This is a genomic window from Pseudomonas sp. Wu6, assembly GCF_019891515.1.
GTDB lineage: Bacteria > Pseudomonadota > Gammaproteobacteria > Pseudomonadales > Pseudomonadaceae > Aquipseudomonas > Aquipseudomonas orientalis_A.
On sequence record NZ_JAFLXH010000010.1, the window covers coordinates 60,519 to 76,148 of the forward strand.

The 15,630-nt window shown below is 56.8% G+C and carries 6 protein-coding genes and 1 tRNA gene; 2 read left to right on the forward strand and 5 right to left on the reverse strand.

Annotated features, from left to right (window positions below):
• The first annotated feature begins 37 nt into the window (after positions 1 to 37).
• Both J1G34_RS09460 and J1G34_RS09465 read left to right on the forward strand, forming a co-directional pair.
• Positions 38 to 114, forward strand: a tRNA-Pro gene (locus J1G34_RS09460).
• Between the two features lie 325 nt (positions 115 to 439).
• The gene (locus J1G34_RS09465; RefSeq protein ID WP_222993859.1) at positions 440 to 7,069 is read left to right on the forward strand and encodes a DUF3320 domain-containing protein; all 6,630 of its coding nucleotides are present in this window, start codon (positions 440 to 442) and stop codon (positions 7,067 to 7,069) included.
• 262 nt (positions 7,070 to 7,331) lie between these two features.
• On the opposite strand, the gene J1G34_RS09470 is transcribed toward J1G34_RS09465, so the two are convergent.
• From J1G34_RS09470 to J1G34_RS09490, 5 genes are all read right to left on the reverse strand, one after another.
• A complete protein-coding gene (locus J1G34_RS09470; protein ID WP_222993862.1) occupies positions 7,332 to 9,353 on the reverse strand; it encodes an acyltransferase family protein in 2,022 nt (673 codons plus the stop codon).
• Between the two features lie 275 nt (positions 9,354 to 9,628).
• On the reverse strand, positions 9,629 to 11,014 hold the full coding sequence (locus J1G34_RS09475) for a trypsin-like serine peptidase (RefSeq protein ID WP_347709490.1): 1,386 nt from the start codon (positions 11,012 to 11,014) through the stop codon (positions 9,629 to 9,631).
• Positions 11,015 to 11,240: 226 nt separating this feature from the next.
• On the reverse strand, positions 11,241 to 13,226 hold the full coding sequence (locus J1G34_RS09480) for an avidin/streptavidin family protein (RefSeq protein ID WP_222993866.1): 1,986 nt from the start codon (positions 13,224 to 13,226) through the stop codon (positions 11,241 to 11,243).
• A gap of 159 nt (positions 13,227 to 13,385) precedes the next feature.
• Positions 13,386 to 14,726 carry an MFS transporter gene (locus tag J1G34_RS09485; RefSeq protein WP_065935869.1) on the reverse strand — a complete coding sequence of 447 codons (1,341 nt, stop codon included), beginning with the start codon at positions 14,724 to 14,726 and terminating at the stop codon, positions 13,386 to 13,388.
• 55 nt (positions 14,727 to 14,781) lie between these two features.
• Positions 14,782 to 15,606, reverse strand: coding sequence for an aspartate/glutamate racemase family protein (locus tag J1G34_RS09490; protein ID WP_065892493.1), 825 nt, complete (start codon positions 15,604 to 15,606; stop codon positions 14,782 to 14,784).
• Positions 15,607 to 15,630 lie beyond the last annotated feature (24 nt).

Here is a 15,630-nt window from a genome sequence, read left to right on the forward strand (position 1 = left end):
CGCTTCGTTAAGAAGCAAACCCAGTAACACGCCTAGTCGGGGCGTAGCGCAGTCCGGTAGCGCACTAGCATGGGGTGCTAGGGGTCGAGTGTTCGAATCACTCCGTCCCGACCATACAATTCAAGGGGTTGCGAGATTTTATCTCGCAACCCCTTTTTGTTTTTAAGTGTTTTTACCCCACAGAACACCCGGCTCTTGATGGATTTTTCGATGTGATACCACTATCGAAATTTGCCCGATGGACTTCCGTCCTTTTTCGATATTGAGCTGTGTCGGTCGTAGTATCTGACGTTCGATGATGGCCTGGGAGAACAGTGACGACCAAAGGCACATTACGGCTGTGACTATAAGAGATATCATCCCGCCATCAGCTCAAGAGGGGCTCCCTGGCCGGTCAGTTTCGGCACTCCCTTGAGCATAACGACAAGGATTGTTGCGCATGGACGATATCGTTCAGCCCCTCACACCCCAAGAAGAAGCCCCGCCTAAGGAAGTAAAGGTCCTTGCCACCTTGGTAGCAAAGCTAAATCTTGCAGATTTCCAGAACGCTATCCCTGTGATTCGCGAGCTTCGTATCTCGAACGAAACGAATAATCGTTTCGTCAATGCCACTCTTACGCTTAGCTCTGCCCCCGAGGTATTTAAGTCCAAGATCTGGCGGATCGACGAGATCGCTGCAGATAGCTTCCGGGTCATACCTGGGCTTGATCTTGTCTTGGACGGCCCGTTGTTGAGTCGCCTGACAGAGTCAGAAATGTCGACCTTTACATTTGTCCTCGAAGCCGATGACAAGGAGGCGGAGAGCGGTCGCAAGGAAGTTGCTCGGCTTGAACAGGTCGTAGACCTTTTGCCCAGAAACCAGTGGGGCGGATTGCGGCATATACCAGATATGACTGCGGCTTTTGTTCAGCCGAATGATGCAGCGGTTGAGCGGTTGCTCAAGCAGGCGGCCGAGTTGCTTCGTCTTAGCGATAAGCCGTCGGCACTTGATGGATATGAGGGTGGCCCCAAAAGAGCTTGGCAGTTGGCGTCGGCAGTGTGGGGCGCGGTGGCGCGCATGAAGCTCGACTATGCGTTGCCGCCGGCCAGCTTTGAACAATCAGGACAGAAGACTCGTAGCCCCAGTCAGATTGCTGACTCCGGGTTGGCTACTTGTCTCGATCTGACTCTGCTTTTCTGCGCAGCATTGGAGCAGATCGGTCTTAACCCTGTGATCGTATTCACCCATGGTCACGCTTTTGCTGGTTTGTGGCTTAAGCCAGAAGAGTTCACGACTGCAGTGGTGGATGATGTCACTGCAGTGCGTAAGCGGGTGAAGCTTCAGGAACTCGTGCTATTTGAGACCACTCTTATTACCCACGCCTCGATACCGCCATTCTCTTATGCGGTAGAGATGGGCACGAAACAAGTAGCCGAAGACGCTGAAAGTGTTTTCGAGATGCTGCTAGATATCCGTCGCGCCCGTTTGCAGCGTATCAAACCGCTCGCCAGCTCAGAGGCTCAGATCGCACGTGTCGCCGTTGCTGAGACTGATGAAGCTCCATCGCTTCTTGTGGAGGAAGGGATCGGCCTCGCTGATGACAATAATAAGGTACAGGTTGAAGATCTGTCCAAGCTAGACCCAGCAGATCGCTTGGGCCGGTGGCAGCGGAAGCTTCTGGATCTGTCGCTTCGAAATAACTTGCTCAATTTCAAAATGGGTAAGCGAGCGCTGAAGCTTGAATCGCCTGATCCTGGTGCTCTCGAGGACATTCTTGCGAGTGGACAGTCTCTGAAGCTGCTTACTAGGCCTGACCTGATGGATGGCGCAGATCCGCGTGAGCGCGCACTCTATGAGCAGCGTGAGCGAGAAGATGTTCGCCGCCGTCATGCTGAAGATGCTCTCAAACGTAGGGAAGTATTCGTTGCGCTGACGTCAACCGAAATGGATGTCCGGTTAACTGAGTTATATCGAAGCGCTCGTACTGCTTTGCAGGAAGGTGGCTCCAACACGCTTTTCCTGGCCATCGGTTTTCTTAGCTGGACGCGCGAGGATAGGGCCGGACAAAAGTACAAAGCGCCACTGGTCTTGGTTCCTGTCACTTTGGAGCGTAAGAGTGCGCGTTCTGGATTCACCATGGTGCTGCACGATGATGAGCCTCGTTTTAACCCGACTCTGATCGAGATGCTGCGTCAAGACTTTGAACTGGGCTTGGGTTCACTGGAGCAGGAGCTGCCTCGGGACGACTCCGGTCTGGATATCGCCGGTATTTGGAACAAGGTTGGTCATGCGATCAAGGACATCGCAGGCTGGGAGCTTAACGAGGACGTTGTGCTCTCGATGTTCTCGTTTGCCAAGTATCTTATGTGGAAGGATCTTGCCGAGAATGCAGAGCACCTTCGACAGAGCCCTGTAGTCCAGCACCTTCTGGATACGCCACGTGATTCGTTCATCTCCGATACCCCGTTTCCGGAGGCGGAGTCACTGGACCGTGATTACGGCCCGACTGATGTGTTTTGCCCATTGCCATCTGATTCATCTCAGCTTGCGGCTGTGATGGCCGCAGCCAAGGGTAAAGACTTCGTTCTCATCGGCCCACCTGGCACGGGTAAAAGCCAAACGATTTCCAACATGATCGCCCAGTCGATCGCTCAAGGGCGCCGGGTGCTGTTCGTGTCTGAGAAAATTGCTGCCCTGGACGTCGTGTACCGGCGCTTGCGTGAAATCGGTCTGGGTGAGTTCTGCCTTGAACTTCACTCCAGCAAAGCTCGGAAAACGGATGTCCTTGCTCAGTTACAGTCGGCTTGGGAAGCGAAAGGGCAGGTAGATGCTGCCGCATGGGAGGTGGAAGCGCAGCGGCTCGCGTCCCTGCGTGACAGCCTCAATATTTATGTCGAGCGTCTGCATCGCCGGCACCGCAACGGCTACACCATCTACGATGCCATCGGGACGGTGACATCGGGTGTTGATGAGGCAGTAGCTCCACTTGGTTGGCCATCTCCGGAAACGCATGATCAGAAGGCCATGCTTGAACTTCGAGAGCTGGGCGACCGCCTTGAAGTGAACGCACAGGCTGTGGGTTACAGTCAGCTGGCAGGCAACGCTTTGTCCGGGGTAGGCCAAGCAGAGTGGTCGCCTCATTGGCAGCAACAATTCGTGCAGGCGGCTCGTGACGTGCTTCCCGCTGTGCTTGAAGTCCAGAGAGCTGCCGATCGCTTTGTTGAGCTGTCTGGGCTTCCTGTTACGGAGTACACCCCAACAGCGCTTGAGGGGCTATCGATCCTTTCTCGAGCACTTCCTGCTGCCGCTGGGCATGATTGGCGTTTCGCACTGCGCCCCGATGCTCGCTCGATTTCTAAACGTCTGAGTGACGGCTGCACTTGGGTCGACGAACACCGGGACATTAACTCCAGACTCTCATCCCTCTGGTCCTCTCGTATTATTGCTGAAGCTAAACAAGGCATTGATTTGCTGCAGCAACGCCGCGCTACGTTCGTTGATCTAGGCTCGGCCTGGCCAGAAAATGTCACTGACGTTCTCGGGCAAGCTGTCACATTGCTGTGTCAGATAGACGACCTCAAGCACCAGCTAACGGCGTCCTACGTTGATGCGATTGAAGTACTTGATACCGAACTCCTGCTGCGCGAGTGGAAAGACGCGGAGGAGTCTTTCTGGCCTAAGTCTTGGTTCGGAAAACGCCGCATCGCTGGGCTATTGGCTCCGACGCAGACGTCAACAGGTGAAGTCGACAATGGCAAGGATCTCGCTACTTGGGTAGAGATTCGGTCGGTGCGTCGAGCAATCGATGAGCTGGAGCCAGGTCATGAGTGTGTTGCTGTTTGGCAAGGTGCCAAATCCGAAGCAACGCATCTCGCGACAGCGATCAAGCTGCAAGAGGCTATGCGGCTTCAGAAAAGTAATTCTGCCTGGATCGATGACGGCTTGCAGTTGGTTGAGCAGGGCCAGCTAGGTGATGGCCTGAAGGAGGAACTCCGCCGGCTGCGTGCGCTGACTCGTCTCGATGCTGGGTTAGATGAGCTGGTTGATCTCAGCTCAGCAACTAGCTCTCTCTGGAGCGGTTTGACCACGGATATTGACGTGCTGACTGCAGCTCTGCGCTTCCAGGCTGAACGACGTGGCATAGAAGAACGCGGTCGGCTTGTCGACGACCATCCTCATGTAGAGGAGGGGCGTTGTGGCTCGTCGTTAAAAGCTGATTTTGAGTTGCTCAAGAACAGAGCAGCAGTTGAGCGAGAGTTGGTGGATCTGGCCGATCTGCGAGAAATCGTTCCTGTCTGGAATGACTTGAAAACGAAAGTTGATGTCGTGCGTAGTGCGGCAGCGTTTCAGGGGGAGATGGCTACCGCGGTGGCGAAGCTGGCACTCAATCCTGAGCAGGTCGCGGCCTACAAAACACCGCTTCAAACTCTGTTGGGGGATGGTAACGCACTACTTGAACCGGAGGCTGCTATAGCCAATGCCGGTGTTGCTCTTCGAGAAAAGCTTGAGTTGCTACAGGCGCGAGCGGCGCACCTGACGGCTGTCGGTCATTTCACCGAAATGGGCGTCATCGAAACTGCTCACCTGGCGCTAAGTGATATCAAGACAAACTGCGAAACTGTCGTCTCGTCTGAATCGCGCCTTAAGGCATGGTGCGCTTGGCGGAAGGTTCGCGATGAAGCCTACGCTGTCGGCCTGGCGCCGATTGTTCAATCGATGGAAACAGGAGCCATCAGCTCTGGAAAAGTCCGTCGTGTATTGGAAGTAAATTACGCCCGCTGGTGGCTGAATACGACGGTCGATAATGAAGAGGTGATCCGGACGTTCGTCAGCGTGGAGCATGAGCAACGAATTCGCGATTTCCGGGCTTTGGATGACAAGTTCACCGAGTTGACCAAGGACTGGCTCCGGGCTCGGCTATGTTCCGACCTACCAAGCCAAGACAGTGTAAGTCGCTCTTCAGAGTGGGGCGTTCTGCGACATGAGATGGGCAAGAAGACCAAGCACATCCCATTGCGGGAGCTAATGAGTCGTGCGCCAGAAGCGCTAACCAAGCTGACTCCATGTTTGCTCATGAGCCCTCTATCCATTGCTCAGTATCTGCCTCCTGCCTCGACGCCGTTCGATCTCGTTATCTTCGATGAGGCATCTCAAATACCTGTCTGGGATGCCATCGGCGCAATGGCCCGAGGGAAGCAAGTGGTGATGGTGGGCGACCCCAAACAGCTCCCTCCGACTTCGTTCTTTAACCGAGCTGAGTCGACCGCTGAAGATGAGGATGTAGAGGCTGACCTCGAGAGTATTCTGGACGAGTGCATCAGTGCCAATCTGCCAATGCGTAATCTGAACTGGCACTACCGTAGCCGCCACGAAAGTCTGATCGCTTTCTCGAACCAGCGATACTACCAGTCGAAGCTGGTGACTTTCCCATCACCGTTTACGGCCGACAAAGCAGTACGGTTATGCCCAGTCCCGGGTGTATATGACAAGGGTGGGTCGCGAACAAACTTAATTGAAGCAAGATATTTAGTTGCTGATTTGGTTGCCCGCCTACAGTCTCCGGCCTTCCGCGAAAGCGGGCGGACCGTGGGGGTCGTAACCTTTAACGGCGAGCAACAGAAGCTCATCATGGACATGCTGGATGAGGCTTGCCGGAAAGACCCATCACTCGATTCGTATTTCGCTGAGTCCGAGCTGGAACCTGTGTTCGTCAAGAACCTTGAGAGCGTTCAAGGCGATGAGCGAGACATCATCTATTTCTCGACCACCTACGGAAAAGACGCTGCCGGTGTGCTTTCCATGAACTTCGGTCCGATGAACCGCCCTGGTGGTGAGCGTCGACTGAACGTGGCAATAACCCGTGCTCGCCAGGAGCTTGTGGTGTTTTCGACCTTGCGCCCAGAGCATATTGATCTAGCTCGTACGCAAGCGATCGGGGTTCGAGATCTTAAGCACTTCTTGGAGTTTGCAGAGCGTGGCCCACGGGCTCTCGCAGAGGCTGACTTTGGTAGCGTGGGTAGTTTCGACAGCCCATTCGAAGAGGCGGTTGCAGCGGCCTTGGCTAAAAAGGGATGGCAGATATTTACCCAGATTGGCGTTTCCTCCTTTCGAATAGACCTTGGGGTTGTTCACCCTGACTCACCTGGACGGTACCTTGCCGGGATTGAATGCGACGGTGCTACTTATCACCGCAGTGCGACAGCTCGTGATCGTGACAAGCTCCGTGAGTTTGTACTGCGTGGACTTGGTTGGGAGATCGTTAGGATATGGTCGACAGACTGGTGGGTTGATGCAATTGGAACTGCCGAAAAGGTACATCTACGTCTGAACGAACTCCTTGCTGAGTCCCGAGCCAAGCAGGCTGTCATCGATGCCGCTCAAGAGGCAGAGCGACTGAAAATCGACGCAGCTATGGCTGAGGTCATTGAGGTAGTAAGTCAGGTTGCTGTGGTTGCCACAGTGGACAGTGTGGCCGAATCCAATGACCCGTCAGGCGCGTTGCCTGATTTGAAGTACGCCAAGGCTGCATCTATCACACCAGATGAGGATGTCTTGGATTTTGCTCGTCCCTCTGCATATCTGATTTATAAAGAAGCCGACCCTCGTCAGGCAGTAGGGTTGGTCGATCCAGATCAGTTCTTTGAGGCGAGTTACACGGAAACGTTGGAGCAGATGATTGCTCATGTCGTAACGCAAGAGGGGCCGGTTCTGGACACGGCACTCGCAAGGCGCATTGCCCGTGCTCATGGCTGGGTACGAACCGGCTCACGGATACGTGATCGCGTTGACCAAATTGCCCGTGCTCGATTCCGCTCACATGAAGAGGAGCAGACAGGAGTCTTTTTCTGGCCGGCTCATATCGAATCGGACGCCAGTGTGGTCTTCCGGAAGCCCGGCGACGAAGACACTACAAGAGGGCTATCTGAAATCTGCCTGCCGGAACTACGGTCTTTGGTCGATGAGATGGTGCAGCGGGGGCATGCGGGGGAGGGCTTGATATACGCGGTCGCGAAAGAAGCTGGTGTAAGCAAGCTTGCTCATGCGGGACGTCAGCGCATTGAGAGAGCCATACGTCAAATGGCGGAGTAACGAGAAACAAAGGGGGCCGTGAAGGTCCCCTTGACCAGCACACCAGGAGTGGGTGCCGGGAACCGTAAACAAATCGCCCATGGCTTTCGCCGGGCAGGCCCAGCCTCGCCATCAATCTTGAGCGGGAGTCGAGCAGGGCGGTGAACGGTAAAGGGCTCCGGCCCGATGTCGACTCCGCGTATTTACACAATTCGGGCCAAGAGCCAAATCTTTAATCCTGATTAAAAGAAACCCTGATCGAGGGCGCATACGCCCCCTTTCATTACAGAGTTTTCAGGGGGTTGCCTTTGAGCTTTTTGTACTCAGCGCCAAGGGCGGCGGCGCCAGACGCGTTTAGATGAGAACCATCAAGCCTGAATATAATTTTTCCGGCCACCACCGAAGTGCACGTCTCGTTACAAATCACCTCATTGGGATCAATCAGTACAACTTGCGGGTAAGCCTTTTTTATCTTGTATTCAATGCGGTCTGCATTTTTTTCAACTGGCGGCAGCATTACTTCCGATGCGTCCGCGTGTCTCAATTTCATGCCGCGTAGCTTGTTGACTGTGGTTCTGCCAATTTCAGCAAATGGCTGAACGATCACCACCACCTTTACGCCAGCATCAAGATACGCTTTGACTGTTTGCATTTGCAGGCTATCGACTTCGTTTGTGACGTCCTCCATTTTCTCATTTTGGATTCTGAACCTGACTTGCCAGCTAGCGTAGTTATTCCAGAAGTTGGACAAGATCACTATCTTCTGCTTTTTCGCCAGTTCGAACCGCTCGGTGTTGTAATTGGCGATCTTTATTGCTTCTACGGTAGACAACTTATTTTGCATGTCCATCATGAACACACCGGGTATGGCTGGGGTTGAGCCTGCCGTCGTGTCGTGGATCATCAAGCCGGCATCTTTGGCCAGCTCACCAACGAATGGGGCGTAGGCATTAGCAAAGGAGTCGCCCACCAACATGCCATCCATCGTGGGCTTATCAACGCCAAGATGGCATTCCTCCACGTTGCCAACCAGCATCAAACTGATGCATTGCGAGCGCTGTACGTGCGACGTGTTGGCTTCATCCAGTTCGGCCACCAATGCGCCAGACTGGGCGCGGTAGCCGTCGTTCTCGATGATCACGTAGGCGAAGACAGCAATGACAGTCAAAGGCACCAGATACATGCCGGCGAAGATCGGAGCGAAACGTTTTTGACGAACGTTCCGAAACGGGGTTTCCACTAAGTGGTAGCTGATCGCAGACGCAGCAAAGGCAATGATCATCAGGATTGCTGCGTTGGTGTGGGTTAGTTCTATGCCGCGATAGGCTGCGAGCACCAGCACGGGCCAGTGCCACAGGTAAAAGGAATAGGACACTTTACCCACGTAGCGAATAGTGGCGAACCCCAGTAGCCTGGTTCCTATTCCGGATTGAGACCGAAAGCCCGCAGCAATTACTAGGGCGGCACCCAGACAGACTGGTAGTGCATTCAGACCAGGGAATGCGAACGACTCATCCAGCAACAAGGCGCTGCCGATGATGAGCGCGACACCCGCGACGGACATGGTGCCTGGCAACTTGGCGTATCGGGTGATGCGATGTTGGTACAGAGCCAGCATGCAGCCAATCATAAGTTCGAAGAACCGGAACGGCAGCAGCATGTAAGCAGCGTTTTTAGAGCTTACTGCGTAATACTCGGATGCGACCAGCGACACAACGAACAGGCCTGCAATGATGTGGCGAGCGATCTTGTTATTGCTGATCCAAGCTAGCCCCAGCATGATTACCGGCCAAACGATATAGAACTGTTCTTCGACTGCAATTGACCAGGTATGCAGCAGAGGCTCGGTGCTGGCCGATCCAAAGTATCCTGTACCAGAGAAGAAATAAATATTGCTGACGGCTACCAATGAGTACACAGCGCTCTTTGCAAACGATATAAGGTCGTCCGGCATAAGGTAGTTGTAGCAGTAAATAGTAAGACACAACATCATGAACGCATAGGCTGGCAACAAGCGCTTGATGCGACGAATGTAAAACGACTTGAACGAAAACTTATCCGCCAGTATTTCCCGGCGCAGAATCGACGTAATCAAGTAGCCTGAAATAACAAAGAACACGTCTACGCCGACGAACCCGCCCAGTACGGGGAATTTTGCATGGTAGAGGACAACTAGCAGCACAGCGATGGCACGAAGGCCGTCAATGTCTGGCCTATAGGCTTGAGTTTTGACTTGTATGACCTCCCTTTCCCCGGGGTGACCGGGGTAAATTGATAGCGGGGCGGAGTCTACAGGCCAACGCATCTTTGTGTCAGTGAATATACTCAGAGCAGTTTTCCGCCCGGCCACTGTGCCGCGCTTTTTCGCTGGGAGAGAAGTATGAACGCAACCGAAAAAGGCCTGGACATCCTGGCGCGCACGTTATGGGGGAGGCTCGCGGCAAAGGACTGGCCGGCCAGATCGCCGTGGCCTAGGCCATGCGCAACTGAGGGATTGGAGGAGTAGTGATGCGCCTCAGCCTGGCAAACACCCCCCCTCCCCAGCGTTGCCGGTGGGCTGACAGGCCGTGGCCAGCTGCCTCACCTCGCATGACGCTGCGAGTGAACCGTCGCACCTTTGATCACGTCTGTACGAATGGCCGACGGTTGCCCGGCGCTGTTACGCGCATAGCTGCATAGCGTGATCGGCAGCTCGGCTATATCAAGAAAAATGCCATCCGTGGCCAGGATGTAGCGATCGTCGTCAATATCGCCGCAGAGGGTGCTGATCGCCGGGTTCACGCTGTAGTAGTAATGCCGGTTAAAACCGTTGTGCTGGCTTTCCCAGGCGATGTGATAGCGGTGTTTGAGCTGCGGGGCCGGTGCCGGGTTGGTCAGGAATACCGAATGGGTGAACACATTGCGCAGCAATGCTTGGGTCAGCGGCTGCTCGGCCTTTTGCACGCCGAGTATGCATAGCACATGCGGCCCCAGCACTGGGCCGATGGGCTGGTCGATATAGGCCTCGTCAGAGCCGGCAGCGACTTGGTAGCCGTGCGTGCGTGCGCAATCGCTGATGTCATTCACGGCCTTGAATCGGTAGAACGGCTCCTGGATCGAGAACCTCAGGTTCCAGGTCGGACGGGTAATTTGGTCGGCGGCGTCACGTTGCAAGTGCACATACGGTTTCAGATCCCACGGCTCGTCCAGCGTGATGTCAACGGCCTTGAGCTGGCAGGTTGGGGTGTCGTTACGGAAAACACCGTCTACAAAGCAGTAGTACACGTCGTTGGCGGGATAGCTGTAATTGAATTTGGCCGCTTCGCACGCCGAGTTGTTCTGGCAGCTGTTGAGAATGTCCTTCTGAATGGCAGACGCGACCTTGCTGATGATGCTGGTGATTTCATTGGTGTTGCGGTCCAGCATCGGGCTGCCGGAGCTGCCTGGGCGCAGACCGTTGCAGCGGTTGTGCAAGGCGCTGGGAAACACGCCGGGGTGTTCGGCAAAACTGTTCAGGGGCGACTCCACGCAGACACTCATGCGCAGGCCCTTTTTCAGAAAACCGGTCGGCGCGCCCACGTTGATCACTTCTCGATCCGATGTCTGACGATGAGAAGCCAGCTTGAGTGGCATGATCGCGCTGGCCACCAGCACGGCCAGTGACGTATCCAGTTCGAGTACGGCCAGGTCAGTGCCCGCCATGCTGCTCCAATGTGCTGTCTTGACGGCGTAGGTGGCATGCCGTTCGGGGGTGTCATGAAAGTAATTGAAGGTCACATCGGCGTTGAACGCCTGGCGGATGCGCGCTGTACCGTAGCTGTAGAACACACAATGCCCGCTGGTCAGCACATACGCCGGGCCGACGGCCTTACCCCGGCGATTGCGCGTGTCCAGCAGAACGGCATTGCAGGTCTGGCCCAAGGCGTTTTTCAGTGAACCGATGCCGGTCCATTGCGGGTACCGTTGGTTTTTATTTTCAAGTGCCACCGAAGGTGACTGTTCAGTAAGGCCCTCGGCCAGGTCTCTGGCGTGGCCAGGCCAGACAGTACTCAGCAATAGGACATACAGAAAGGCGCAAGCGATGTGAGTCGGTGCCATAAGGGGCCTCGGCAAGGAAGTCATTGATTGGCTGAAACTACCCAATCAGGCCAAGGCCGGTGACATACAGGGCTATTGCGTGAGCCCTTGGCGGGGTCCTCAGTCGCCGTTTTACTTAGGTTCCGAGCGATGGCAGGCATTCGGCGCGCTGCCTCGTGAGTATCCGCTGCGCATCTTGCCGATAAAACGTCAGGGACTTCACCTGCGTCTGCACATAGCTGTGCACAACGCTGGTTGGCGAGCTGGCCATGACCAGGACCGTCAAGCTGTGATCCATCAAGTCGACCGAGCCGGATAGGCACAGCGCGGTGTCGCCTTCGCGTGCTGTTGTCGTCAGGCTGACCGATTGCAAGGGTAGGCCGTTGCCCCGGGCATTGATGTCGGTGAACCCGGATACCTCGGATTCGCCGGTGCTGGCCGACAGTGTGCCGCTGACATAGCCAAACGCATGGTGCTGGCTTGCATGCACACGTAGGCTCAAGCGGCTTCCATCAACGGCGGCCCAGGTACCGCTCAGGGGGTCTGCAATGTCCGGCTTTGATGTGGGCGCGCTAACCGGTGGTTTTTGCGGCTCGCAGGCGACTCTGTGATACAGCAACTTGTCGACGTAGGTGCCCTGGTCAGCAAGCCCCGGGAAGTCACGGGTGGCCACCAGCAGGTGCGAGAGTGCCAGCCTGTCCTGGTCCTTCACGCGCAGCATTTGTCCGCTGAGCCCGGAAGACCAGTGCCAGCTGGGATCAGCGGGGTCATCACCCAAGGAATGCCATTCGATGGCCAGCGCTATTGGAAGGCCTTGTTCTGCGTTGTTGGTGGCGGGTGCTTGATAGCCCGCCACCGCATATTTGCCTGTCGAACCCGTCGAGGATTGGTATGTGCCGCTGATCCGGTTCCCTTCAAGCGTCAGCGTCATGACCGAACCATAGTCATTCTGCCAGGTGCCTGCGGCCGACATCGGCCGCGAAGGCGCTTCGGCGTTGAAGCTGAGCTTTCCATGGCTGAGTGGTCTGGGGGCCGTGTCGAACGGTTGCGAGGACGAACGCGTGATGATCTGCGGACCGCCTGGGCGATTGAAGAGCCACACGCCGGCGGGCGCCAATGAGTACGCACCCGGACGGCATTGGACCACGCGGTACTCATAGACGGTGTAGCAATGTTCCATCACCAATGCGCCCACCAGTATCAGGTCGGCCAGGCCGAGTGGCTCAAATTGAGGCAGGGTTTTGCCTTTGCCGGGGCCTTCCTCAATCAGTACGTTGTAGAGGTTGGCCCCGAGTGTAATCTCGCCATCGGCAAAACCAAGGACCACGTCAGGGGAGCCACCTTGAGCGATGCACGCCAGGGTCTGGCGCATCAGCCGGTCGTCTCCCTTGAACCGAGAGGAACCGGAGTCCAGGGCAAAGCTCAGGTCTGTGGCCAGCACCTGGCCGCCGACGGCGTAGGAGGTGAGTGGCGTGGACCAGATGTATTCCACCCCAGCGACCTTGTTGTAGAGCGACCACGGCAGAAATAGGTGCGGGCCGCGGGTCTTGCTGGCATCAACGCCGCCCAACTGACTGCTGCCGCGCCGTGATGCGGCATCCCAATCGAAGGCGATGAAGGGGTGCGTGGGATCAACCTTGCCGCTGTTCATTAACGCCTGAAACACGAACGCGCTACGGCCGTCGACATAGGCGCTGCTGCTGGGCAAGCCAATGCCGCCGTCCCAATCCAATTGGCGAAACTGCACACCGTCGTAGTCCGCCGCCAGTAGCAGTTGGGTGGGTAGCGGCGTCTGGTCGATGTGCAATACGTCCGCGCCCGACTCGACCTGCATGGTTCCCCATGGACCAAAGCTGTAGGGCCGTTGCAGGCAGTCCGTGAAGGTGAAGCTGCTGGACGCCTGACAGTCAAACCGGCCTGCGCTGTAGTGCTGGCACCGATCCGCTGCGCAGAGGCTGGAGGTGACCCAGGTGATGTTGGTGCCCGTGTCCAGCGAGAATTTCAACGGTTGCCCCGGGGTGCCGAGGTGCAGGGTTGAGTACCAAGGTGTGGCACCGTTGTTCTGGTAGGGGGCACGACGCATGGCGAGGGTAATGCCTTGCACTCGATGTTCATTGTTCATGGTGAATTCCGTTTCTGGTAGTCGTGATCGACGCGGCTGTAGCGGACCCGTGGAAGCGATCCGTTAAGCTCGCGGCGTGCTGCTATTCAAACGCAGTCACTGACGGGCGGATGTCGGTGACCGCCGAGGGGCGCGTGTGAAAGCGCGATGTGTTGCACGTCAGTCCAGTGTCTTGCCTTCGGTTTCGGGAATGAACAGCGTCAGCACCACGGTGACCAGCATGAAGGCGTTGATGAAGGTGGTGGTGATGTTGAACGAGGTGCCATAGGCCACCAGCGCACCGATCAAGGAGGGGGCGAGGATGTTGGCGATGCGTTGGGCCAGAATCGCCCAGGCGTAACCGATGGTGCGTAGCCGGGTGGGGTACAACTCGGCGATCCAGGTGCCCCAGACGCCCCAGGCACCCAGGCTGAAGAACGCCAGCGCGAAGTTGCTCAGGTACAGCATCTCCAGTGTTTGTGAGTTGGCAAAACCATAGCCGGCGATCACCGAGGCGCTGATAAAACCGACGATGATCTTCTTGCGACCATAGCGATGGGTCAACCATGACGCGGCTATGTAGCCGGGGATCATGCACAGCGCTGACAGCGCGATGAAGCCATAGCTCTGCGGCAGGGTCAGGCCGCGTTGTTGCAGCAACGTCGGCAGCCAGGTTTGCAGGCCCCAATAGCCCCAGGAAAACGTGAAATTGACCAGGATCTGCAACGCGCTGACTTTCAACAACGCCGGGGCGAACAGCTCCCGTTGCCGACCGCGGTTGACCGTGTCCACCTGCAGTTGGCAGTCCTGCGGCACCTGCACGGCACCTCGGCTCAGGCGGGCGAGCACGGCGCGGGCCTGCGGCTGGCGCCCCACACTGGCCAGCCAGTACGGCGACTCCGGCACCCAGCGCGCGACCACCAGTGCCCACAGGCCACCGAGTGAACTCACCGCAATGACCGTGCGCCAGCCATAGGGCATTAGCCACACCGTAGCTCCCAGCGCCAGGAGCATGCCGATTGGCCAGCCCGACGCCAGGTATACCGTCAAGGCGCCTCGCTGGCGCACAGGCAACAACTCCTGGTAGTGGGCGAAGGTGACCACCATCATGCCCACGGCCGCGACGCCGGAGAGCAGTCGCAGTACGTACAGGGTGATGTAGTCCGGCGCGAAGGCGCTGGCCAGCGAGATCACGCCGTAACTGGCCAGGCTCCAGATCACCGCCCCCTTGCGTCCGATGCGTTCGGCCAGCTTGCCCCAGATCAACGAGCCCAGCAGCATGCCGATGAACATGGCGCCAATCAGGTGGCCGACGGCTAAAGCGTCCAGCGCAAAGTCCTGGGCGATCAGCGGCGCGGTGTAGACAATGATCATCATCTCCCACGCCTCGATGGCGAAGACGAAGAACAACGCAAGGCAACACTTGAGGTGCTCGCGGGTCAGGGGCACATCGCGGAAAACGTCGCCCACTTGCCGGGTGGAGCGTGCTTCGTGCTTGGGCATTGCAATGGATTCGCTCATGAGGGTGAGGTCCCTTTAAGGGAGATGGCCGCTCGGCCATCTCAAGGTTGAGACGCTAGGCGTCCACGCGATTGCCGATGGGCACGGGGCCCTGGAACAGGCCAAAGGTTGTGATCTCGCTTTCAGGCGGTGGCTCGCAGCTGCCAACGCGACTTGGAGACCAGCCGAAGCGTTGCTTCATGCCGGCCAGCGCCTCGGCCATCTTGAACGCGGCCACGACGGGATCGATGACCGGCACGCCCACCTCACGCTGCACTTGCTCAAAGAAGCCGAACTCAATGGTGCAACCCAGGATAATGGCTTCGGCGCCGTCTTCTTCGACGGCCCGAATGGCTTGTTCAATAATGCGGCGCCGGGTGAGGGCAGGGTCTTTCTGGAATTCATCGACGCCCATTGCGAGTGCGCGCATCGAAGCAAGTCGATCTCCCGCGCCATAGCCACGAACGCGCCCACGCATCTGCTCCATCCACTTGTCACGCCCGACAATAATCGAGTAGCGGTTGGCCAGTTGTGCGGCCACCTGCAGGCTCGACTGGCAGGGCGCGACAACCAGGCAGTTGCCGGAAATTTCTCGCGCGTCCTCCAGCGCCGGATCGTAGAAGCAGCCGATCACCAAGGCGTCGATGTGCTGCTGGGCGCAATCACGCGCAATGCGAACGGTGCGTTCATAGGTCAGTGCCTCATAGGTCCGGTATTCCAGGTGCGTCGGACTGGGCGCCATGTCAAAGGACACCACTTCAACGTGGGTCGACGGTTGTTTAATGCCGTGCAGTAAGTCGGCAATCGGTGCATCAAAGGTGGGGCAGCCAATCGGATTGAGCCAGCGTACCGAAACCGCTACATCGTGGGGCTGGAGGGGAGGGGTTGTTGCAGTATCCATGCGCGATGTCCTCACATCAAAGGG

Bases quoted from the DNA above. Each gene is read 5' to 3' on its own strand.
- J1G34_RS09465 (WP_222993859.1), top strand. From the start codon at position 440: ATGGACGATATCGTTCAGCCCCTCACACCCCAAGAAGAAGCCCCGCCT.
- J1G34_RS09470 (WP_222993862.1), bottom strand. From the start codon at position 9,353: ATGCGTTGGCCTGTAGACTCCGCCCCGCTATCAATTTACCCCGGTCAC.
- J1G34_RS09480 (WP_222993866.1), bottom strand. From the start codon at position 13,226: ATGAACAATGAACATCGAGTGCAAGGCATTACCCTCGCCATGCGTCGT.
- J1G34_RS09485 (WP_065935869.1), bottom strand. From the start codon at position 14,726: ATGAGCGAATCCATTGCAATGCCCAAGCACGAAGCACGCTCCACCCGG.
- J1G34_RS09490 (WP_065892493.1), bottom strand. From the start codon at position 15,606: ATGGATACTGCAACAACCCCTCCCCTCCAGCCCCACGATGTAGCGGTT.